Origin of the sequence: Pedobacter steynii, assembly GCF_900103665.1 — a bacterium.
GTDB classification, from domain to species: domain Bacteria; phylum Bacteroidota; class Bacteroidia; order Sphingobacteriales; family Sphingobacteriaceae; genus Pedobacter; species Pedobacter steynii.
Genome location: NZ_FNGY01000009.1, coordinates 45,516 through 67,345, shown reverse-complemented (window position 1 = coordinate 67,345; position 21,830 = coordinate 45,516). Strand labels below are relative to the sequence as shown.

The window sequence follows — 21,830 nt, the reverse complement described above, 5'->3', positions numbered from 1 at the left end:
CGTATTTTTACTTAACGTTTTTCTCTAAGTAAGCAATTGCTTGACCAACAGTACCAATAGTTTCAGCCTGATCATCAGGAATCGCTACATTGAATTCTTTTTCGAACTCCATAATAAGTTCTACTGTATCTAAAGAATCCGCACCCAAGTCGTTAGTGAAAGAAGCCTCTGGTGTAACTTCGTTTTCATCCACACCTAATTTTTCAACGATAATAGCCTTAACTCTTGAAGCAATATCAGACATAATGTTTATAATTTAATGGTTAAATAATTCAGTGCAAAGAAAAATAAATATTTACACATTTCAAATGTTTTTATTTCTCTTCCAATTTTAATGTTTTTATTTTGAACATCAATGTAAAATTAGTTTTATAATTTTGTATTTCCCTAAAAAAGCGTGTTTTGAACAAAACTTATTTAAAACTATCCTTAGATCTTGACTTCGTTTTAATCGCTATTACGGCCTCTTTGAAGGATTATGTGCTTTGTCACAAGGTCAATACCAGCTTGAATTTTGATTTCGAAAAGATTGATGATCACGAGGTTTACTTCAATATTGATGAGAACCCGCTGGCTTTTTCCAAGTATTATTTTTTTGTTGAACAAGGTGAAATTGAATATTATATCATCAACAACAGAAATGCCGAAGGATTTTTAATTCCTGAAATGAATAAGGTCGATTTTTTTATGATTATTCATCAGTATATTGACAAAGAAGACCTTAATTTTATTCTTGCAGGATTGAATAAACTGGCTGATATTCAGGTTGCTGCGCAGATAGATCCGCGTAAATTGAGGTCCCGTGAGAATTTGGTAATGTAAATTTTATATTGAAGGTGTATTAAATACACTATATTTGATTTTACAACATCAGAAAAAAAATATTAATAACCAGGCCAACATTGGTTTTTGACATCAAAACCTTCATTTTGTTGGTACATATAAATTTTAAATAACCAAAATGAAACCATTTCATTCTAGAACAAAAATCGTAGCGACGCTCGGTCCTGCTTCAGCTAAACCAGAAGTTTTATTTAGTATGTTTAACGCCGGACTGGACGTGTGCAGATTAAATTTTTCACACGGTTCTCAGGCAGATCACCAGGAGGTCCTGGATACCATCCGCAGTCTTAATAAAAAACACAATTATAACGTAGGTATTCTTGCTGATTTACAAGGTCCTAAGATTAGGATTGGAATGGTGAAAGATGGTGGTATTCATTTAGTTAACGGAAATAGGACGGTCATCACGACCAAAGAATGTATCGGTAATGAAGAGCGTATTTACATCACTTATGACACCTTTCCTAAGGACGTAAAAGCAGGCGAAATTATCCTTTTGGATGATGGTAAACTGCAGATGCGCGTGATCGAAACTAACCTTGTTGACGAAGTGGTTTGTGAGATTGTTCATGGTGGTATTCTGACTTCAAGAAAAGGGGTAAACCTTCCAAATACTAAGGTTTCCATCCCTTCACTTACTGTTGAAGACCGTAAAAATTTAGAGTTTGTTCTTGAAAACGATGTAGAATGGATCGGACTTTCTTTTGTTCGTAACGCTGAAGACATTGTAGAACTGAAAGATATCATCAGACAAAGAGGTAAAACTGCCCGTGTAATCGCTAAAATCGAAAAACCTGAGGCAATTGCTAATATTGATGAAATCATTGCGGTATCAGACGGAATTATGGTTGCCCGTGGTGACCTTGGAGTTGAAATGCCGATGGAAGAAGTTCCATTGTTGCAAAAAATGATCGTTCAGAAATGTCGGGCGGCTTCTAAACCGGTAATTATTGCAACCCAAATGCTGGAAAGTATGATCACTACGCCTAGGCCAACACGTGCTGAGGTGAATGACGTGGCCAATTCAGTGCTTGACGGAGCAGATGCAGTGATGCTAAGTGGTGAAACTTCAGTAGGTGAATTCCCACTGATTGTGATAGAAACGATGCAGAAAATCATCCAGAACATCGAGGTAAACAATTATCCATTCCACCCGGAAAAGTTCCTTAAACCTAAGTCTGAGAGCTTCCTGAGTGATGCGATTTGTGATACTGCCTGCTTCTTGTCAAAACAAACGAATGCAGTGGGTATTGTGTCGATGACTTTAAGTGGTTATACTGCTTTTGAGATCTCCAGCCACAGGCCTAAGGCGCTGACTTATATTTTCACCAGTAACCTTGCACTGTTAAACACAGTGAGTTTACTATGGGGTGTTCAGGGCTTCTATTACGATAAATTTGAAAGTACTGATGAAACCATTCAGGACGTGAATAATCTGCTTAAAAAGCATAAAATGATCAAGAAAGGTGATGTAATTATCAACACGGCGGCCATTCCAATGGAAAGAAAAGGAAAGACCAATATGTTAAAAATTACAGTTATTGATTAAAATGCTGTAGCATTCAATTTTTTTTCTACTTTTGCAATCCGCAAAAAGGAGAGGTGTCCGAGTGGTTGAAGGAGCACGCCTGGAAAGTGTGTATACCTCAAAAGGGTATCGAGGGTTCGAATCCCTCTCTCTCCGCAGATTTAAGCAAAACGCGACAAAAAGGCTTTAAACATTATGTTTAAAGCCTTTTTTGTTTTTCATCTCTTAAATTGGCACACAATCCACTTATTTTGAATATGGATCAGGAAGAACAAATTAGGGACTTACTCCTAAAATCCTTAAAAAATTCAGCGCTGAGAAGAGCGTATTCAGCCTTCGCAAGAAAGAAAGCTTTTAAAAAAGGGGAGCACCTCAGAGAGCCCGGAACGGCTTGTCGTTATTGTTATTTCATGATCAGCGGCATTGCCAGGGGGTATTACCTCAGGGACGGAAAAGAGGTGACCACTTCTTTCTGCTTCGATGGAGATCCCGTTTTTTCTCTGGAAAGTGCAACGCGTGGTGTTCCTGCTTATGAAACTTTTGAAATATTAGAAGATGCGGTGATGGAGCTGATCAGCTTTAATGATCTTTTTCAGCTTCGTCAGCAATTTCCGGAGGTTGAAAAAATGTGGTTGCTAAGTGTTGAGGCCTATGCCATCTGGCTCGAAGAAAGGTTGTATAGCCTGCAGTTTAATGATGCGAAGGAGCGTTATGCCTTGCTGATTAAAAAATATCCTTACATCATTCAGAGGGTTCAGTTGGGTTATATTGCTTCTTATCTGGGCATCACAAAGGAAACTTTAAGCCGTATTCGGGGTTAATCTTACTTTTTTGACAAATGTCAATTGGCCACTTTCAGGCTCTTTTTACATTTGGTTCATGCAAATAACAAAGAGAATTGCTGAACTGGATATCATACGCGGAATCGCCTTATTCGGTATTTTAATAGTGAATATGGGGCTATTTTCTTTTCCTGCACTGTATACGGATCCGATGGATGCCTGGCCAGACTGGACCGATCAGCTGATGGTCATGCTGATTAATTTTGTAGGCGAAGGGAAATTTATTTCCATGTTTTCCTTTCTGTTCGGACTAGGATTTATGATTTTTATCGCCCGCGCAGAAAAGAAAGAACAACGGCCGGTTCGATTGTTTATCAGGCGTTTGCTCATCCTGCTACTGATCGGTCTTGTTCATAGTTATTTCATTTGGTATGGCGATGTTTTTATTTGGAACTTATGCCGGCTAGCAGGAGATTTTCAATCAACTTCCGGAGCATTTGGCGAAAATCAGGACCATATTTTTAGTTAGTCTGACTATTGGCTTACCTGTAGCGCTTGCAGGATTGGTTTGTCTTGGAATGCCACACGATAGTGCAGTCTATAACATCATGCAATTTTTAGGCAGTTATATCGGAGGTTCAGCGCTGGGAATCTTTTATGTTTGTGCGGTACTTTTGTTGTTGCAAAAAGCATCAGGACAGCGAATTCTAGCGCCATTTGCTGCAGTAGGACGCATGGCGGCTACGAATTACATCCTGCAATCTGTGATTTGTGTCCTGCTTTTTTATAGCTTTGGATTGGGGCTCTATGGCAAAATCAGCCCCGTTGCCGGTTTCTTTTTGGCCATTGGGTTGTATGTTTTTCAGGTATTCTTTAGTAACTTTTGGATGAACAGGTTTCTTTACGGACCGATAGAATGGTTATGGAGAAGCCTCACTTATGGCACAAAGATGCCGATAAAAATGAATGCTATTCAAAAACAAAGAAGGGCTTGATCCGTGGTTTTCCTTTGAAATCTTTAGGAGGGACTGAGCTTTCTCCTTTTGTTTTTATCAGTTTTACGTGTCTAATAGAAGCCTTGCCGTTTATCGCAAAACCAAATTGCCCTTTTGGCTTCACAAAGCCCGTAGCATCTCTAAATGAAGTAATTGCTTGGTTGTTGATCCATATAAAGAATTCATTTCCGGCTCTTTGTATTTTCCAGTCCTGCCAGGTGTGTTCTTTAGGTCTTTCTACTTTAGGCATGGTGCCAATATGGCCAACACTGTGAATGAAACTTCCTGTCATATCTAGATTGGCAAATAGGCCACGATCCTCAATGGAGACCCTGTTCTCAAACTGATTTAGCAAAATGCCCAGGAATTTATTTTGATTCAGATTGAGCATGACTTCAAATAAATAGGTTCCTGGTTCCGCCAACGAAGAGAACGTAAGGATGTAATTTTCAGAAAGAGGCTTGTTGCAGAGTAGGATAGCCCAGTTTGCATCTTTGTTTCCCTGGATGCCTGAATCTTTAACATTCCAGTCCCCATTTAAGCTCAGCCAATTTTTCCGGAGGTCATTTTTTCTGAAATTTTCTTTAAATATTACCTTGTTTTGGGCATTTACGACTGGAGTTATAGCGAGGGTCAGAAAGAAGAACAAGATGGTTTTATAAAGGTTCATTCTTTATTATTGAAGTTGTTTTAATGCATTATTGATCTTTTCCTGTTTTTGTTCTCTCAGGATTTCAGTTGGTGGGGCTGCTCTTTCCAGGCAATCCATAATTCCGCAGCGTTCGCAGGTGGTGTGTACTGTCTTTACGGGAATAGCGGCATCATTTACAAATGACATCGCCTGAAGGAGCTTCTGATCTATCAATAATCCGAGCGTCACACTGATCATTTCATTCCCTTTTCCTGTCGGTTTTGAAATGGAAATACATAGATAACGGTTATGTGTCTGCCAGTATTGGGATATTTGTGCTTCAACAATGGGGTGTTTGTACTTTTTGGCTGCAACCAGGTTCGCTGTATGTTTCAGGGAATTGATAGAAACCCATCGGCGACAATAGTGCTCATGAGTGGCATTCGCATGAGGATTGTGTAGCTGAGAAAGGTGTAATTCTTTGGTGATTTCAAATTCATCTTTTTTTATCTCGCCTGATATGCGCAAAAAGAAAAGCTGATCGATGCTGAAATGTTTTGGCAAAATATTGGTCAGTCGCTGTACCAGCATTTCGGGGGTGACATCATATTGTATCCATAGGTTAATCCATGCTTTATCATCCCATTTTGTTTGCATCATGATGTGTTTTACATCCTCCACGAATTTTTCTTCCTGCATCAGCAATGCTACCCCAAAATAGGAAGCCTTGAAGTTGTTAAGCATCATGTCAAAGGAATCGCTGTGCTGAATAATGGTTTCATAAGGTCTCTCAGTGATGTTTAGGTATTGAAATGCGATTTCCCGGGCCAGTAGAAATTTCTCCTGAGCAGGGCTCATGCCTTTGTTGATGTAAAATGTTTTGCTGGCTTTAGCGTAAAATGAGCGCAATCCCTGTAAAGCATCCATGGTGTTCATCCGCTTGCGGTTTACCTGGATGTCCATTTTATTTAAAATGGCTTCCAGTAGGGGGATTTCTATTTTGAGGTCTTCTTCCCATTGATATTCGACTCTGAAGTTCCTTACGGCATCTTCAAGATCTTCAAAATAATTGTCATGAAGGTCCTGGTAGGAACGAAGGGCGGCGTTATAGAAGTTTTCTTTTGATAGCTGATAGCTTCTGGAGATTTTAAGCAGGGTGCTGATGAAAGCCGTTACTTTATCAGGCGTATTGGAAAAAAGATCTAAAAGAGAAGCAGGGGTTAGTCCGAAATGCTCCCAGGGCACTGCATTGATAAAGTCAGAATTGATCAGGTCGATAATCGGCTGGAGTTTTTTGCTGGCCCTTAACGACACGAGATAATCATAATCAACGCCTAAGATTTTTGCCAGCGAGAGTATTTTATCTGCCTTTGGGAACTTTTTTCCAGTCTCAATGTCGTGAACATAGGAGAGAGACATGCCTGTTTTCTCTGCAAGTTGTTGGTAAGAGAGTCCTTTTTCCTGGCGTAAAGCTTTTACTTTCAGGCCTAAAATCAGGCGTACGCTATCATTATCGGTTATCATATGGCTAAAATAGGAAAAAGAACCTATTTAACGAAAAAAAAAATATTAGCGAATATTTCGCTAATTGAGAATAATCCGTATCTTGCATGAAACTTACAACCATGACATCAATTATGAACCACCCCAGCAAATGGAATCCTGCCCCGGAGGGCATGACCATTAAAGCTCCGTTCCAGGAAGCTTACCAGGAAATACTTGGGGATGATGCACTGCAGTTTATTAAGGCATTGCACCTCCATTTTAATGTGCACCGCAAAGCCTTACTAAAGGAGAGAGAAGTAGTGCAGCAAAAAATTGATGCCGGATGGAAACCTCGTTTTCTTCCGGAAACGGCAGAGATCCGGAGCAGCGAATGGCAGATCGCCCCGGTACCCGAAGATATTCAGGACCGTCGGGTGGAGATTACCGGGCCCGTTGACCGGAAAATGATCATCAATGCGATGAACTCTGGCGCTAATGTTTTTATGGCGGATCTTGAAGACAGCAACTCCCCAAACTGGGAGAATATCATTGGCGGTCAGGTTAACCTGCGGGATGCCGTTAACCGTTCTATTAGTTTTATCAATCTGGATAACGGTAAGGAATATAAGTTAAATGAGCAGACAGCTACTTTATTTGTTCGTCCCAGAGGCTGGCACCTGGAGGAAAAACATATTGAAATTAATGGAGAACCCATCAGTGGGAGCTTGCTTGATTTTGGACTTTACTTTTTTCATAATGCCAAAACACTCTTGCAAAAAGGAACGGGTCCATACTTCTATTTGCCAAAATTAGAAAGTCATAGAGAAGCCAGACTTTGGAATGATGTATTTGTTTTCGCACAGGAATATTGCGGCGTGGCTTATGGAAGCATTAAGGCAACAGTACTGGTAGAGACCATTCTTGCTCCATTTCAACTGAATGAAATATTGTTCGAATTGAAAGACCATTCTGCTGGTATGAATTGTGGACGCTGGGACTATATTTTCTCCTTCATTAAAAAGTTCAGAAATATTCCCGGATATGTTTTTCCAGACCGTTCTCAGGTAAATATGACTGTTCCTTTTATGCGGGCATACACCCAACTGGTAATAAAAACCTGTCATAACCGGGGCGCACATGCCATCGGCGGGATGGCGGCGCAAATACCGATCAAAAACAATGAGGCCGCTAATGAGGCTGCTATGGAAAAAGTAAAAGCAGACAAATTGCGCGAAGTAACCGATGGACATGATGGTACCTGGGTTGCACATCCGGGATTGGTTGCCATTGCTAAGGAAATATTTGATGCCGGTATGCAAACACCAAATCAGCTACATGTAAAACGGGAAGATTTTATTTGTACAGCGGATGAATTGTTACAATTACCCGAGGGAACAATCACTGAAGAAGGACTAAGACAGAACATCAATGTAGGGATTTTGTATCTCGAAAACTGGCTTCGTGGAAATGGTGCTGCAGCCATTTATAACCTGATGGAAGATGCTGCTACAGCAGAGATTTGCCGCACACAGGTTTGGCAATGGTTACACAATAAAGCCAGTTTAGAAGATGGCAGAATCATTAACCATAGTCTGTATGAAGATATGCGAGATGATGAGATTGAACAAATCAGGAGCACGGTAGGGAGCAAAGCTTACCAGGAAGGTCAATACGTTCAGGCGATCTGTATTTTCAATAAATTGATTGTTCAGAATAAATGGGTTGACTTTCTTACCCTGCCAGGCTATGAACTCATCCTTTCTAATGATGAGAAGAAAGTCTGTGAAGAAGCCCTGGAGCCGGAAAGTATGGCTTCTCTTTTGGTGACTGATGAAAAAACGATAACCATATAAAAAAATAATGTAAATGTTAACCTAAAAACGAACCACAATGGGAACAGATCATAGAGCAACCCGATTATTTGCCGAATGGCAAACCAACCCGAGATGGGAAGGGATCAATCGGCCTTATAGCGCAGAAGAAGTTTTGAAATTGCGTAGTAAAGTAGAAATTGAATATACTTTGGCCAAAAACGGGGCAGAGAAATTATGGGAAAAACTGAAAGCGCAGACGTATGTTGCCGCTTTGGGTGCCCTGACTGGAAACCAGGCTGTGCAGGAAGTAGCCGCAGGATTAGATGCGATTTACCTAAGTGGATGGCAGGTCGCTGCTGATGCCAATTCCTCAGGAACGATGTATCCTGATCAATCTCTGTATCCAGTGAATTCTGTACCTGATGTGGTGAAAAGGATTAACAATGCTTTATTGCGTTGTGAACAAATTGATTCCGTAAATGGAGATAACTCGAAAGATTGGATGGCGCCCATTGTAGCGGATGCTGAGGCTGGTTTTGGGGGCAATTTAAATGCATTTGAGTTGATGAAAGCAATGATCGAAGGCGGAGCATCAGGTGTTCATTTTGAAGATCAGCTGTCTTCTGCGAAAAAATGCGGGCATTTGGGCGGAAAAGTATTGGTTCCCACGCAAGAAGCTGTTAATAAATTAATTGCAGCAAGGCTGGCAGCTGATGTGATGAATGTTTCCACGATCATTATTGCACGGACAGATGCAGAAGCTGCGAATTTGATTACTTCGGATATCGATGTAAGAGATCAGGAATTTATTACTGGTGAGCGAACTAATGAAGGATTTTACACTGTAAAGAATGGATTGGAACAGTGTATTTCACGTGGTTTGTCTTACGCTCCTTATGCGGATATGATCTGGATGGAGACTTCGCAGCCCGATCTGGCAATAGCAAAAGCGTTTGCCGAAGCGATTCATGCGGCTTATCCAGGGAAGCTTCTTGCTTACAATTGCTCTCCTTCCTTCAATTGGAGTAAACACCTGACAGAACGAGAGATGGAAACATTCCGGGAAGATTTGGCGGCTTTGGGTTATAAGTTTCAGTTCATTACGCTGGCTGGTTTTCATGCATTGAATACCTCTATGTTTGAATTGTCTCAATCGTACAAACAAAGTGGTATGGCTGGTTTCTCTAAATTGCAGCAAAGGGAGTTTGCATTGCAGGAACATGGTTTTAAAGCCGTAAAACATCAGACTTTCGTGGGAACCGGATATTTTGATTGCGTTCAGAGTACCGTTCAGCAAGGAACCGCTTCTACCATGGCCATGAAAGATAGTACGGAAACTGCTCAGTTTCACTAGCTATGATTATCAAATACAGCACAAAGCGGGGTCTAAAATGTATTAGACGCCCGCCTTGTTTTTTATCAATGAATGAAAAGACTTTTGGTTAGCCTGCCAATGATTCTGCATATTTTTTGAAGTTGTCTAAGATTGCTTGCCAGCCACCTTTTTGCATTTCTATCGGATTTGTGCTTTCAGCTTCAAAGGTTTCGGTTATTTTTGTAGTGTTGCCATTTCCGGTAAAAGTTATACTAACTTTTCTATCATCTCCAAGGGTATAAGCAATAAGCTCGTTGGTTTTTACCTCATCGTAAACTCCGGCAAAGTCAAAGCCGAAGCTACCATCTTTAGCTTCCATCCTTGATAGGAATTTCCCGCCTGTACGTAGATCGTTTTCTACTCTCGGGGTATGCCAGTCTTCAGAAGCGTTGTTCCATTTTACAATATGTTCCGGAGAAGTCCATGCGTTCCAAACCGTTTCTACTGCTGCGTTTACAATAGCTTCTATTGTAATATTGACCTGATTTGTTGTATTCATTTTGCTTAATTTTAATTGAATGGTTCTGTTTAATTGAATGATGTAAAATTAGCGGGGCTTTTCTGAAAATGCGATAGGGAGAAACGACAAAATGAAGGGGAATTTACGACAGGGAGAATGATGTTTTTTTAACAAGGAGTCGCTTTAGTCGAACTTATTAACAATTGCATGGCATTTTGTTTGAGTGTCATGGCATCTTCTTTTGGTATGAAGGCTTCATCTGAGGTAAATATAAAACCTATTTCTCCTCTGAATGTCGTGGTAAATAGCGTGCTCGGATTACCAAAAGGGAACATGGTGGAAGGAGAGTGTAAGGCTTCTACTTCAAGGATACCGTAATTTTCTTTGATGCTGACTTTTCCCATATTGGAGAATGTAAAATCATGGGCTCCCCTTTCTGCTTTTGCATATTTGGTCATTTTGGGAAGGGTCTGCAGGAGTCGGTTGCTATACATGAAGATTTTATTGACGTCTATCTTGTTGATCTCCTGCTGAAGTTTTTCCTTAAACGTCCTTGCCTGAGCCCAAAGGTCGTTGGTTTTATGGGCTTTTAAGCTTAAGCCTATCATTGCGGGAAAGGCGAAAAACATGTCTTCTTTGACTTCGGGAAGAAATTTCCGCATGTCTACGGCACAGTAAAGTCTGGAGTATGATTTAAGCTGTTTGATCTGTTGATGGGCTTTTAAAAAGGCAACAGATAGCGCGGAATGAATGGAAATCTGTGTCGCCTTACAACTGTTCAAGATGATGGCTGATTCTTCTCTGCTTATTTTCCAGTGCAAGAAATAGGGCTGATCTCTTTTAATTTCTTTTTTTAAACACAAAATATTTAAGCTGAGTTTTACCAATTTAGCAAAGACTTGAACTTTTATAATATTGGCTTTATTGTGTTTAATGGCATCAGGAATAAAGTCTTCAACAGAAGCGAAAGAGTTATAAGTGCCAATATCCAAGTTTGGCTGCGCTAATAAACGGAGTGTTTCGTCCATCATGTTCAAAACAGATTTGCCATCACAAATGCAATGGTGGCAAACGAAAATCAAATCTGATATCTCGTCTGATTTTATCCAAACCAGCCTTGCGAGTGGTTGATCCTTTAAGACAAAAGGACTGAGGCATTCTGCGATCGATTCTTTTTCCCAATCCTCATTACTCTGTCGCCTAACCACGCGTACAGGTATTTCAGAGATGTTTTTTTGTTCCACAAAAAAAGGAGTGCCATTGTCTTCTTTTGCAACGGTCACCCTAAGCAAAGGATGTCTTTTCTGAACTTTTGAGAGTGCATCGTATAAGGCTTTTTCGGGAATGTTTCCTTTGATTCTGATGCCAGACACAACGTTAACGACTCCGAAGCCGTTGGCGTACATCGTACCTTCAATTAAAGAGAGCTTTCTTTTTAACATAAATTGAGCGAATTTCAATTAAAGTTAGGTTAATTTATTCTCCTTTAAAATCAAGATTGATAAAACGCCTTTACTCCCCTCATTACATGACCTTTAGCCAGCCTGTGATACTCAATCTCGGTTTGTTTGTGAGTAAAACTTCATGAGCCAGCTCACTGCTTTTGAAGAATACACTTTTTCCATTCAATGGACTGATGTTTTGAAGATTGTTCAGGTGATGGATACAGAGCTCGCCACCGTCATTTATTTTCCAATCTGTGTTTAGATACATGACCATTGAATATTGTCTGCTTCCATTGCTGCGAAACTGGTCGAGGTGCTTTTTATAAAAGCTTCCTTTTTCATATAGTGTATAGTGAAACTCGTAGCCGGTGATGCCTGTATAGCAGGTGCTGTTCAGGTGGCTTACAAAGCGGTCCATCAAATCGAAAAAATCATTTTCATGTTGATTATTATGCTTCCGGTCAAGCCAGTATATCCGGTCACTTCTAAATAGTTTATCATGAACTACCAGTGCATCATTTCCTGTTCCGGCAGACAAAAGAAGGTTTTCTTTGTAGAGTTGCGTTAAGTTGTTTTTCAAATGAGCAGCAAGATCTTCGCTTAAAAAATGTTCTGCTATGCCAACCTTGTTTTCTATGAAGCTGTCAATGAGTTTATTAAAAATTTGTTCCAATGGAGTGGTCATCATGATTTCGGGCATCATCGCCCTTACCTGACGTAAGGTAGCTTTAATTAATGGTAAGTATTTGAAAATCAATGTAAAATGAAAGAGTTATGAAAGAAGGGTTGGTTTTTGGATTAATGTCTATGGAATTAGTAGTTTATTTGTTTATCTTTGTTTTACCTTAAGGCTTGTGGAAATAAAAAGCCTGGATTAAATCAACTGATATAGGATGAAAACACTAACTATAGCTGCGCTATCGTTGCTCTTGAGCAGCGCAGCGGTTCACGCACAGGAGAAAAGTAATGTAGAAATTTCAGGAACTGTTAAAGGACAGAACTCAGGGAAGGTCTATCTGCAGAAATTCGATAACAAGATGTTTTTTACATTGGATTCTGCAGAGCTGAAGGATGGGACTTTCAAATTTAAAAAGACACTTAAATTACCGGAGTTGTATGGTTTAACTATAGATAAGGAAGAGAGTCCACTGTATGTTTTTTTAGAAAAAGGAAAAGTAGATGTTTCCCTGGATCCGGAAGGTTATTATAGAAATTCAGTGGTGACCGGATCTGCTTCTAATGATTTATTTGCCAGCTACAAAAAGCAAAAAGAGGTTAAAATAGACGCATTTATTAAAGAAAACCCAAGCTCTTTAGTTGCAGCTTATGTTTTTTACCGGGATTTCTCTTATAGATTGACTCCAGAAGAGATCAGACAGAATTTACAGTTGTTGGATCCTAAATTGTCTAATACGCCCTATGTTGCGGTCCTGAAAGACCTGGTAAATGTATTAACCAGTGTTGGCATTGGAAATAAGGCTCCTGATTTTGAAGGATTAACACCGGAAGAAAAATCAACTAAACTATCGGATCATTTTGGAAAATATTTATTGCTTGATTTCTGGGCATCCTGGTGTGGACCTTGCAGAAGGGAAAATCCAAACCTGGTAAAAGCATATCAAAAATATCATGATAAAGGATTTGAGATCTTTGCGGTATCTCTCGATAAGGATAAAGAAGCTTGGTTGAGAGGAATTAAAGACGACAACTTGAGCTGGACACATGTTTCTGACCTTGCTTTCTGGAATAGTTCAGCCGCGAAGTTGTACGGGGTCAGGGCCATTCCTTCAAACGTACTGATCGATCCTAACGGTGTGATTATTGGTAGAAACCTGAGAGGAGAAGATCTGGATAAAAAACTGGAAGAACTTCTCGCTACTCCTTTAGCAAAAACTCCTTAAAAGAAATTTATATAAGTGTTATACTTCAAACGGCCCGTTCATAACATATGCTGAACGGGCCGTTTGAATATCTATATTTTTATTAACAAGTTTAACGTAAATGCGAGCAATGCGCCGGTCAACGGGCCAACAACGGGAATCCATGCGTAGCCCCAGTCGTTATCTCCTTTCCCATGAATGGGTAAAATGGCGTGCATAATTCTTGGGCCCAGATCCCTTGCCGGATTAATGGCATATCCTGTCGTACCTCCGAGCGACAAGCCAATGACCCAAACGAGCAAGGCTACCGGTAGCGCTCCGAGAGAGCCTAAACCTACTGGCGTTTTGCTAATGCCCATAGAGGCATCGGTAAAATGAAAGATCACAAAGATCAATATGAAAGTTCCTATGATTTCACTAACGAGATTAGACCAGGTGTTTCTAATGGCCGGAGCTGTGCAGAATGTAGCACGTTTGGCACCTTGATCTTCGGTCAGCTTATAGTGGTCTTTGTAGGTGAGCCAAACGAGAAAGGAACCTAAAAAAGCACCAATAAACTGTGCCAGAATGTAAACGGGTACTTTTGTCCAGCTTAGTTTTTCGATAAGGGCCATGCTGATGGAAACAGCCGGGTTAAGGTGAGCTCCACTATATGGCCCGGCAATGACTACGCCTACAAATACGGCCAATGCCCATGCCGTTGTGACGACAATCCAGCCTCCGTTATTCCCTTTTGTTCCTGTTAAAACGACATTGGCAACTACACCGTTTCCTAAAAGAATCATGACCATGGTACCGATTACTTCGGCTGAAAATTCCGACATCTGAAAAAATTTAATGATTTATAACACTAATCGTAATTATACGTAAGTATAAACAATCGTTATTGAAACTAAAAGAAGGGGAATCGAAAATGTCAATTATTAATTTCCCCCGTTTTCCGACCGCATCCCCTAGATCTTAATCTGGTTTGTATCAAATTCGATACAATAGTTAGAGGAGACGCGTTGAAGCCATCGATAAGAAATATAGGAAATATCCGAATGCTAATTCGCTTTAAATGAATCTATAGCCAGATTATGATGATATGCAGTAGTGAAAATATAAATCTTGGCACATTTCTTTCTAACACCCTGAGATAAAACAACACAACATGAAAAAGATCATTATTTTGGCTATAGGCCTATTCGTTGCTGGTGCAGCCAATGCACAAAGCCCCATCAGGTTAGGGGTTAAAGCAGGTTTGAACCTTCCTAACATCATTAAGGGAGATGGAAACAACAATTATAGCACTAAAGTAAATCCTGGTTTTAATGCCGGTGTTACTTTAGACATCAACCTGATCAAAGGACTTGCATTTACTCCGGAACTATTGTATTCGACCAAAGGGTATAAAGCGCAGACTTCTTTGGGAGAATATACCCAAACTACTCACTTCATTGATATTCCAATTCTGGCAACTATTAATCTAGGGGGTAGTGGATTGAATCTGGTTGTAGGGCCTCAGGTTTCATTTTTAACTTCTACCAAGAATAAATTTGATAACCGTTTTGGTACTGTTATAGAAAATGAGTTCAATGAAGATTCGGATAAATTTAAAAAAAGCCTTGTTGGTGGGGTAATTGGATTTAGATATGACCTCAATGATAAATTTGATATTCATGGCCGTTATGCCCTTGATTTCCAGAAAAACAATGAAGACGGAACGAAACAAACTCCTGAATACAAAAACCAGGTATTCTCTGTAGGTGTAGGTGTGAAATTCTAACCCTAGAGGAAAATATATCGAAGAGGGTACTTTAACAGGTGCCCTCTTTTTTTGTAGACAGAATTTTGCTTCTTCAAGTTTCCGGTTTCCTGATCCGCAGCACATTATGTGTTGGATTTGGGACAATTTAAAATACCTCTTTTTTCCTCGTAGCTGAATTTGCTTTTTGACTTTAATTGTCTGTATGTCAGTGTATTTGTTTTCATCTTGCTTTGTGGAATACATGGTTGACAGCCTTTTTTGGCATGGTTATTACAATACCCACCCCGAATTTTAAACTTATTAAAATCGACAATTATGAAAAAATTATTCATTATAGGATTGGGTCTGACTATGAGTAGTCTGGCCTTCCAGTCAAAAGCACAAACATCACAATCTGCTGCAAACGATCAAATGAGATTTGGTATTAAGGCCGGTGCAAATTTAATGAACATGGGAAAGATCTCCATTGGGGATCAAAGTTATTCCACCGATTCTAAAGTTGGATTTCAGGCAGGTGTTTATGCTGATCTACCTTTAGGCGGTGGTTTTGCTTTCCTGCCGGAGGTGATCTATTCCCAAAAAGGGGGTAAAGTGAAAGAAACTTTTGGAAATACGACCTCTGAATTTGATTCCAAAGTTGGATATCTGGACGTACCAATTTTGGTCGGATACAGACCCACTCCCGAACTAACTGTTTTTGTTGGCCCTCAGGCATCATTTTTACTTTCTCAGGAGTCATCATTTAAAGTGAATGGCGAACAGGCAGGAGATAGCTTTACCAATAAAAAAGACTATAAAAAATCCATCGCTGGTGGTGTCGTGGGATTAGGTTACGCCATTACCCCTAACATCAACGTGAACGGAAGATATACAATGGACTTCCAGAAAACATTTAATGACGACATCAATCAGGATAAACTGAAAAATAAAGGCTTTGCCTTGTCATTAGGCTATACTTTTTAATTCCATTTACCTATGGAAAGCAGATCCCGGTACCTTTAAATAGGGCCGGGATTCTTTTTTTAACCTTATTTCTCCCCGCTTTTGTTACATCAGACCTCCTTTTATCTGAATGCTTTTTGTTTAACTTTGAGATTTAACCGACTACACCTCAATGAAATTTAACCATTCAACAGCCCTTTTTCTTCTTTTATTCAGTGGACTGTCTTCAGTTCAGGCACAGAAAAAAACATACTTGGAAACTCTGGCGGGCCCCAACCAATGGGTGGACTCTGTATTTAACAAGCTAAATAAGCGTCAGAAGATTGCGCAAATGTTTTTTGTAAGGGCACATACTGATATGGGTAAAGCCTATGAAGACTCTATAGGAAGAGTGATCAAAAAGGAAAAAATTGGTGGATTGGTCTTCTTTCAGGGTGGTCCCGGCAGACAGGCAGTGTTAACCAATCAATATCAATCGCTCGCACGTGTTCCTTTACTCATCACCTCCGATGGAGAATGGGGTTTGGGGATGCGTTTGGATAGTACGGTTTCCTATCCTTACCAGATGGCATTGGGGGCTGTTCAGGATAAAGAACTGATCTATAAGATGGGATTGGAAGTCGCGAAAGACTACAAACGAATAGGGATGCACATGAATCTTGCCCCGGATGTAGATGTCAACAACAATCCAAAAAATCCAGTGATCAATTTCAGGTCATTTGGTGAGAATAAATATAACGTAACCACCAAAGCTTCAGCTTATATGAAAGGAATGCAGGACGGTGGTCTTTTGGTGAGTTTAAAGCATTTTCCAGGACATGGAGATACCGATGTAGATTCACATTATGACCTTCCAAAATTGCCCTTTACCAAAGCACGTTTGGACAGCCTTGAGATCTATCCCTTTAGGGAGCTCATTAAAGAAGGAGCTGCTGGGGTCATGATTGCACATATGAACATTCCGGCATTGGACAATACGCCCAATATGCCTTCTACCTTATCTAAACCAATTGTGACCGGAATTTTAAAAGAAGAACTGGGCTTTAAAGGCCTTGTGATTTCCGATGCGATGGGAATGAAAGGCGTGGTAAAATACTTTAAAGATGGCGAAGCTGATGTGATGGGCATCATTGCGGGGAATGACATTCTGGAGCTTTCGGAAAATAGTGCCCGTGCCATTAAGCTGGTCCGTAAAGCAGTAAGATCAGGAAGGATCAGCATGGACCGAATAGACGAAAGTGTAAAGAAGATCCTTACTGCAAAGTATTGGGCCGGACTAAATGTAAAGGATACTATAAATGAGCAGAACGTTCTCGCCGAAGTGAACAGAGCGGAGAGTTTAACCTTGTTACAACAATTGGCAGATGCTTCTATGACTGTTTTAAGGGGGAAACAATACCTGAAAACATTGTCTGCAGAAAAAAGAACGATTATCATCAGCATTGGTACAGCTAACGTAACGACTTTTCAGAAGGACCTGGGCACTTATTATAAGAATTCAATCTTTTATACCCTGGATAAAGATGCCAATGCAAACTCGATTGCGAAAGTGTTAAGAGAGATCTCTGGTTTCGACCAGGTGATTGTGGGGATTCATGATATGAGAAACCGTCCAGGAAATGGAATGGTACTAAGTGCAGATTTAAAAATGTTCATTAAAGATATGTCTGATAAAAATGCGGTGTTCGCTTTGTTTGCCAACCCTTACAACATTAGCGCCTTATCAGGACTTGAAAATAGCAAGGGGCTGATTGTAGCCTATCAGAAGGAAGATTTTATGCAGCGTGCAGCATCTTCGGTGATTAAAAACCAATTCGTTCCTAGCGGGAAATTGCCGGTAACCATAAATGCCGCTTTTAAATACGGCGACGGAGAATAAAAAAATCCTGCTGATGTAACCCTATTGATCACATCAGCAGGATCGTTTTTCAAAAGATCTATTTATTATTTTCAGGCTTTAGCGCTGCAGCATTCCAGTTTTTAAGGAATTCAGTTACTTTTTTAACACTATGCCCTTTGCCTTCTTCAAGATAAGCTGAGTTTTGCGTGTGTAATAATTTTCCGTTTCCATCAAGGATCAGGAATACCGGAAAACCAAAGCGTCCCGGGTAGTTTAATTTCGCCAATACTGCTTCATTTTTATTCTCTTTACTGTAGTTAACCAATACTGTTTCGTAATTGTCATTAAGGACAGTTTTAAGCTCTGGAGTGCTATCTACCAGATTATGGAAAGCAATACACCAGGAACACCAGTTTCCGCCTACTTGTATAAATACATGTTTACCTTCTTTTTTGGCCTTAGACACAGCGGCATCGATATCTGCCTGTGCATTCGCAGAAGGGTTGTAAATCTTTACGGCTTCTTTTGCCGCCTGAGCAAAGCCACTCGTCGAAATGGCTACAAAAGCAAAAAGTATTAAAGCTATTCTTTTCATTGTCATTTGTTTTATCATTTACTAGCTCTGCCTTCAGGTATTTTAGGATTGATTTTTTATCGTCTGAAAAGCTAAACCATAATCCCTGCAACTCAAGATCACATCGCTAAAACCAAAAGTAAGAAACTATTCAGATCTTTATGTAATCAGATTATAAAATTAGTCTACTAATTAAGTCGTCTACTATTTTGTGAAAACCTCAGCAGAATATTTTAGCTTTACCTAATGCCGCAACAGCCTCTAAAAATATTACAAGCCTCCGCAGGATCCGGTAAAACATTCAGTCTTACAGCACATTATTTGACCTTACTATTGTCTGGAGAAACCAAGTACAGGGAAATTCTGGCGGTAACCTTCACCAATAAGGCGACTGAAGAGATGAAAACCAGGATTATGGAAGTGCTTAAAGGCTTTGCATTAGGGCAGGAAGAGGTCGAAGATTACAGAACTTTAGTCCTAAAGGCACATCCTGACTTAAACAAAACCGGCTTACAGGAAAAATCAGAAAGGATTTATAAAAAAATATTACACGATTACAGCCGTTTTTCTGTCAGCACCATCGACGGATTTGTGCAAAAGGTAATCAGAGGTTTTGCCTTTGAACTGGGTTTGGATTCCGGTTATGCACTGGAAATGAACTTTGAAAAGGTAAAAAACGAACTTGCCGATAAGCTCGATGAACAGATGGACAGCAACCCGAACCTGCTTCAGTGGATCATTGACCTGGCCATGGACAGGATCAGCAATAACATCAGCTGGAATTACAGGAATGAGCTGATCGACCTGGCCGGAGAAATATTTAAAGAGCGTTACCAGCCTTTCGACAATGCAATTCAGGAGCTCATCGAGCACAATGACTTAAATGTCATGTTTGGAGCGTACAGTAAATCTACCCGGCAGCAGATTACTTTATTTGAAAGCGACCTCAAAGAGAAAGCCTTACGTGCCATGAGCCTGTTTGAATCAGCCAATATCAGCACTGATCAGCTGAAGGGAAAATCACGCTCTCCTTTGCTTTCCATTTCAAAGATTGCAGATGGTGATTTTTCAAAAATTGAAAACATAGCAAAGCTGATCAATGAGCCGGAAGAGTGGTTTAAAGCAGGATCAGACGATTCTTTATATTCCAGCCTTAACCCATTACTGGATCAACTACATCAACGTTATATTTCCGGTTTGCCGGAGTATATCCTGGCCCAGGCTTTTAATAAAAACTTATATTACCTGCGTTTGATGCAGGAAATGGCCGTCTTACTGAAAACTTACAGGCAGGAAAGTGGCAACCTGTTGATTAGTGATGCTCAGAATCTCCTGAAAGGAATTACCGGTGAGGATGATGATAATCCAGCCTTTATCTGGGAAAAAACAGGAAGCAGGTACCGCCATTTTCTGTTTGACGAATTTCAGGACACCTCTTCTAATCAATGGGGGAACTTTAAACCCCTGTTAAAGAATGCCATGGCAGAAGCCAATGGTAAACTGATTGATCATTTGATCGTAGGCGATGTAAAACAATCCATCTATCGCTGGCGTAATGGCGATTGGAATATCCTTCACCAGCAGGCGAAAAGAGACATTGGCGAAAGTTATGTGACCTCTGCAAATCTCGAAGAAAACTATAGAAGCACCGAAAATATCATTCTGTTTAACAACATGCTCTTTAAGGCACTGCCGATATTGATGCAGGGAAAGCTGAATGATACCATAGAAGAGCAATCTGCCAATCAAAAACTCGCCGATTGGTGGGCGGAAAGGGGGCTTGGTCACATCATCACCGATGTATATGCTGAAGTTGCTCAAAAGCTCACCCCAAAAACGGCTTCCGGAGGAAGTATCGACTTTTCGGTTTTAAAAACCGATGCAGATGGTGCAAGTCTTGGAAGAACCGGTTTTAAGTCGGAAGCGTTGAGAAGAATGGTGGCAACGCTAACCCGCCTCATCATAAAAGAGCAACGGTATAAAGCAGGTGATGCCTGTGTATTGGTGCGTTCAAACTCAGAAGCAATCGCTGTAGTGGACGCATTGATGGAGAACAACATCAATGTGATTTCAGGAGAGGCTTTACTGATAGAAAACAATACTGCGGTAAAAATTCTGATCAATACCCTGATGGTGATGGCAGGGCTTCCAAATAATACAGCCCTATATAAAGCCAATTGCATTAGCCTGTATGCACAGCTAAAAGTGCAAAAAGTACAGCCAGAGCAATTGTTTAACCTGAAAATTAAAGGACTGGAAGAGCTGTCTGATATTTTACCACCGGAGCTTTGTGAAAACTGGAAAAGCTGGATGCAGCAGCCATTACCTGAATTATTGGAAAAGCTGATCCGTGCTTATGGATTAAGTCGGGCAAGCCATGCTGCTCATATGCCTTATTTATTTGCATTAAGAGATTTGGCCGGAAACTTTGCCCGGCAGGGAGAAAAAGGAATTACCTCTTTTCTTACTTATTGGGAAGAAGAAGGGCGCAGGAAAACGCTGCCTTCTTCAGAAAATACAGATGCCGTGCAGGTGATTACCATCCATAAATCTAAAGGACTTGCCTTTAAAGTGGTCATGGTGCCGTTCTGTAATTGGGAAATTAATGGCAAGCCCAACAGCATTTTTTGGGTGCCCACAGAAAATACACCTTACCACCAGTTGCAGAGTATCCCTTTGAAATATAATAAGGAACTGGGACAGTCGGCCGTAGCGATTCCCTATTATGAGGAATTGTTGTACAACAATATGGATGCGCTAAACATGTTATATGTCGCCACGACAAGAACAAAAGAATACCTGTACATTACCTGTCTTGGGAAAAAAACAGATACCATCAGCACCATTGGCGATTTGATGGCCATGACTTTACAAGAGCAGTTAAATGAGGACGGAAACTTTATCGTCGACGAACCGGTTGTTAAAAAAACAGTTTCATCGGCTTCCAAAGAAGAGCGTCCAGAGTTGATCAACCTGCTGGAATATCCCACATCAGGGCGACTCAGTGAGGTCTTCAATAATAAATTGAAGCGGAGGGAGCTGGAAATGCTGACCGGTACCAATGCAGGAAGAGAGGGAAGTATCTTACATGAGGTCTTGGCTCTTTCGGCGAATGCTGCAGAAGTGGATGAAGTGCTGAATACGATGCTGAATGAAGGTGTTTTTAAAGCCGAAGAACTTCCCGCATTGAGAAAGCAGGCAGTGAATGTTTTGGAACACAAAGATTTGCAGGCCTTACTCGGAACAAGCAACGAAACCATTAACGAAAAAAGTATTATCGACATCCGTGGGAAAATGTACCGCCCCGATAAAGTCCTGATCTCAGGGAAAGAGGTCGTGGTGATCGACTATAAGTTTACCCATAAAGAAAGCGATGCCCACATCAAACAGGTGTATGGTTATCGGGATTTGTTGCTCGCCATGGGCTATCAGAAAGTACAGACCTATCTGTTTTATGCGCATAGTGCGGAACTAAAATTAGTGTAA

The 21,830-nt window shown here is 40.4% G+C and carries 20 protein-coding genes and 1 tRNA gene; 13 read left to right on the top strand and 8 right to left on the bottom strand.

All coding sequences use genetic code 11. The features are described from left to right. Positions 1-7: 7 nt before the first annotated feature. A complete protein-coding gene (locus BLQ87_RS23135; protein WP_008241990.1) occupies positions 8-244 on the bottom strand; it encodes an acyl carrier protein in 237 nt (78 codons plus the stop codon). A 158-nt stretch (positions 245-402) separates the two neighbouring features. Here BLQ87_RS23135 and BLQ87_RS23130 point away from each other — a divergent pair, with 158 nt between their 5' ends. From BLQ87_RS23130 to BLQ87_RS23105, 6 genes are all read left to right on the top strand, one after another. Then, a complete protein-coding gene (locus tag BLQ87_RS23130; protein WP_074611304.1) occupies positions 403-822 on the top strand; it encodes an IPExxxVDY family protein in 420 nt (139 codons plus the stop codon). 139 nt (positions 823-961) lie between these two features. Then, positions 962-2,392 carry a pyruvate kinase gene (pyk, locus tag BLQ87_RS23125; protein WP_074611303.1) on the top strand — a complete coding sequence of 477 codons (1,431 nt, stop codon included), beginning with the start codon at positions 962-964 and terminating at the stop codon, positions 2,390-2,392. 47 nt (positions 2,393-2,439) lie between these two features. Next, positions 2,440-2,527 (top strand) — tRNA-Ser (locus BLQ87_RS23120). Positions 2,528-2,628: 101 nt separating this feature from the next. After that, positions 2,629-3,192 carry a Crp/Fnr family transcriptional regulator gene (locus BLQ87_RS23115; protein ID WP_074611302.1) on the top strand — a complete coding sequence of 188 codons (564 nt, stop codon included), beginning with the start codon at positions 2,629-2,631 and terminating at the stop codon, positions 3,190-3,192. 58 nt (positions 3,193-3,250) lie between these two features. Next, positions 3,251-3,682 (top strand): DUF418 domain-containing protein, encoded by a 432-nt coding sequence (locus tag BLQ87_RS23110; protein WP_074611301.1) that lies wholly within the window; start codon positions 3,251-3,253, stop codon positions 3,680-3,682. Next, positions 3,651-4,148, top strand: coding sequence for a DUF418 domain-containing protein (locus BLQ87_RS23105; RefSeq protein ID WP_074611300.1), 498 nt, complete (start codon positions 3,651-3,653; stop codon positions 4,146-4,148). The genes BLQ87_RS23110 and BLQ87_RS23105 overlap by 32 nt, the downstream gene beginning before the upstream one ends. Here the strand turns inward: BLQ87_RS23105 and BLQ87_RS23100 are convergent. Together BLQ87_RS23100 and BLQ87_RS23095 are read right to left on the bottom strand one after the other, a co-directional pair. After that, on the bottom strand, positions 4,123-4,818 hold the full coding sequence (locus BLQ87_RS23100; RefSeq protein ID WP_074611299.1) for a hypothetical protein: 696 nt from the start codon (positions 4,816-4,818) through the stop codon (positions 4,123-4,125). The two genes, BLQ87_RS23105 and BLQ87_RS23100, sit on opposite strands and share 26 nt — an antisense overlap. 6 nt (positions 4,819-4,824) lie before the next feature. After that, entirely contained in the window at positions 4,825-6,303 is a 1,479-nt protein-coding gene (locus tag BLQ87_RS23095; RefSeq protein ID WP_074611298.1) for an XRE family transcriptional regulator, read from the bottom strand. Positions 6,304-6,389: 86 nt separating this feature from the next. On the opposite strand from BLQ87_RS23095, the gene aceB reads away from it, so the two are divergent. After that, the gene (aceB, locus tag BLQ87_RS23090; protein ID WP_074611297.1) at positions 6,390-8,117 is read left to right on the top strand and encodes a malate synthase A; all 1,728 of its coding nucleotides are present in this window, start codon (positions 6,390-6,392) and stop codon (positions 8,115-8,117) included. Positions 8,118-8,154: 37 nt separating this feature from the next. Continuing rightward, positions 8,155-9,432, top strand: a complete 1,278-nt coding sequence (aceA, locus tag BLQ87_RS23085) for an isocitrate lyase (protein WP_074611296.1) — start codon at positions 8,155-8,157, stop codon at positions 9,430-9,432. An 88-nt stretch (positions 9,433-9,520) separates the two neighbouring features. Here the strand turns inward: aceA and BLQ87_RS23080 are convergent, their stop codons facing one another. The 3 genes from BLQ87_RS23080 to BLQ87_RS23070 form a co-directional block, all read right to left on the bottom strand. Beyond that, positions 9,521-9,952 (bottom strand): SRPBCC family protein, encoded by a 432-nt coding sequence (locus tag BLQ87_RS23080; protein WP_074611295.1) that lies wholly within the window; start codon positions 9,950-9,952, stop codon positions 9,521-9,523. A gap of 128 nt (positions 9,953-10,080) precedes the next feature. Continuing rightward, a complete protein-coding gene (locus BLQ87_RS23075; RefSeq protein ID WP_074611294.1) occupies positions 10,081-11,355 on the bottom strand; it encodes a condensation domain-containing protein in 1,275 nt (424 codons plus the stop codon). Positions 11,356-11,437: 82 nt separating this feature from the next. Further along, positions 11,438-12,115 (bottom strand): 2OG-Fe(II) oxygenase, encoded by a 678-nt coding sequence (locus BLQ87_RS23070; RefSeq protein WP_245723913.1) that lies wholly within the window; start codon positions 12,113-12,115, stop codon positions 11,438-11,440. 136 nt (positions 12,116-12,251) lie between these two features. Between BLQ87_RS23070 and BLQ87_RS23065 the strand changes: the two genes are divergently transcribed. After that, positions 12,252-13,259 carry a TlpA disulfide reductase family protein gene (locus BLQ87_RS23065; RefSeq protein ID WP_074611293.1) on the top strand — a complete coding sequence of 336 codons (1,008 nt, stop codon included), beginning with the start codon at positions 12,252-12,254 and terminating at the stop codon, positions 13,257-13,259. 71 nt (positions 13,260-13,330) lie between these two features. Here BLQ87_RS23065 and BLQ87_RS23060 read toward each other — a convergent pair whose 3' ends face one another. Next, the gene (locus BLQ87_RS23060) at positions 13,331-14,062 is read right to left on the bottom strand and encodes an MIP/aquaporin family protein (protein ID WP_074611292.1); all 732 of its coding nucleotides are present in this window, start codon (positions 14,060-14,062) and stop codon (positions 13,331-13,333) included. Positions 14,063-14,391: 329 nt separating this feature from the next. Between BLQ87_RS23060 and BLQ87_RS23055 the strand changes: the two genes are divergently transcribed. The 3 genes from BLQ87_RS23055 (at position 14,392) to BLQ87_RS23045 (ending at position 17,809) form a co-directional block, all read left to right on the top strand. Further along, a complete protein-coding gene (locus tag BLQ87_RS23055) occupies positions 14,392-15,006 on the top strand; it encodes a porin family protein (RefSeq protein WP_074611291.1) in 615 nt (204 codons plus the stop codon). A 297-nt stretch (positions 15,007-15,303) separates the two neighbouring features. After that, complete coding sequence (locus BLQ87_RS23050; protein ID WP_074611290.1) at positions 15,304-15,951, top strand: porin family protein; 648 nt, start codon at positions 15,304-15,306, stop codon at positions 15,949-15,951. A 151-nt stretch (positions 15,952-16,102) separates the two neighbouring features. Continuing rightward, the gene (locus tag BLQ87_RS23045) at positions 16,103-17,809 is read left to right on the top strand and encodes a glycoside hydrolase family 3 protein (protein WP_074611289.1); all 1,707 of its coding nucleotides are present in this window, start codon (positions 16,103-16,105) and stop codon (positions 17,807-17,809) included. 58 nt (positions 17,810-17,867) lie between these two features. On the opposite strand, the gene BLQ87_RS23040 is transcribed toward BLQ87_RS23045, so the two are convergent. After that, positions 17,868-18,365, bottom strand: coding sequence for a thioredoxin family protein (locus BLQ87_RS23040; protein WP_074611288.1), 498 nt, complete (start codon positions 18,363-18,365; stop codon positions 17,868-17,870). Between the two features lie 225 nt (positions 18,366-18,590). On the opposite strand from BLQ87_RS23040, the gene BLQ87_RS23035 reads away from it, so the two are divergent. Then, positions 18,591-21,830 (top strand): UvrD-helicase domain-containing protein, encoded by a 3,240-nt coding sequence (locus tag BLQ87_RS23035; protein WP_074611287.1) that lies wholly within the window; start codon positions 18,591-18,593, stop codon positions 21,828-21,830.

Bases quoted from the DNA above. Each gene is read 5' to 3' on its own strand.
- BLQ87_RS23135 (WP_008241990.1), bottom strand. From the start codon at position 244: ATGTCTGATATTGCTTCAAGAGTTAAGGCTATTATCGTTGAAAAATTA.
- pyk (WP_074611303.1), top strand. From the start codon at position 962: ATGAAACCATTTCATTCTAGAACAAAAATCGTAGCGACGCTCGGTCCT.
- BLQ87_RS23115 (WP_074611302.1), top strand. From the start codon at position 2,629: ATGGATCAGGAAGAACAAATTAGGGACTTACTCCTAAAATCCTTAAAA.
- BLQ87_RS23110 (WP_074611301.1), top strand. From the start codon at position 3,251: ATGCAAATAACAAAGAGAATTGCTGAACTGGATATCATACGCGGAATC.
- BLQ87_RS23100 (WP_074611299.1), bottom strand. From the start codon at position 4,818: ATGAACCTTTATAAAACCATCTTGTTCTTCTTTCTGACCCTCGCTATA.
- BLQ87_RS23095 (WP_074611298.1), bottom strand. From the start codon at position 6,303: ATGATAACCGATAATGATAGCGTACGCCTGATTTTAGGCCTGAAAGTA.
- aceB (WP_074611297.1), top strand. From the start codon at position 6,390: ATGAAACTTACAACCATGACATCAATTATGAACCACCCCAGCAAATGG.
- aceA (WP_074611296.1), top strand. From the start codon at position 8,155: ATGGGAACAGATCATAGAGCAACCCGATTATTTGCCGAATGGCAAACC.
- BLQ87_RS23080 (WP_074611295.1), bottom strand. From the start codon at position 9,952: ATGAATACAACAAATCAGGTCAATATTACAATAGAAGCTATTGTAAAC.
- BLQ87_RS23075 (WP_074611294.1), bottom strand. From the start codon at position 11,355: ATGTTAAAAAGAAAGCTCTCTTTAATTGAAGGTACGATGTACGCCAAC.
- BLQ87_RS23065 (WP_074611293.1), top strand. From the start codon at position 12,252: ATGAAAACACTAACTATAGCTGCGCTATCGTTGCTCTTGAGCAGCGCA.
- BLQ87_RS23060 (WP_074611292.1), bottom strand. From the start codon at position 14,062: ATGTCGGAATTTTCAGCCGAAGTAATCGGTACCATGGTCATGATTCTT.
- BLQ87_RS23055 (WP_074611291.1), top strand. From the start codon at position 14,392: ATGAAAAAGATCATTATTTTGGCTATAGGCCTATTCGTTGCTGGTGCA.
- BLQ87_RS23050 (WP_074611290.1), top strand. From the start codon at position 15,304: ATGAAAAAATTATTCATTATAGGATTGGGTCTGACTATGAGTAGTCTG.
- BLQ87_RS23045 (WP_074611289.1), top strand. From the start codon at position 16,103: ATGAAATTTAACCATTCAACAGCCCTTTTTCTTCTTTTATTCAGTGGA.
- BLQ87_RS23040 (WP_074611288.1), bottom strand. From the start codon at position 18,365: ATGAAAAGAATAGCTTTAATACTTTTTGCTTTTGTAGCCATTTCGACG.
- BLQ87_RS23035 (WP_074611287.1), top strand. From the start codon at position 18,591: ATGCCGCAACAGCCTCTAAAAATATTACAAGCCTCCGCAGGATCCGGT.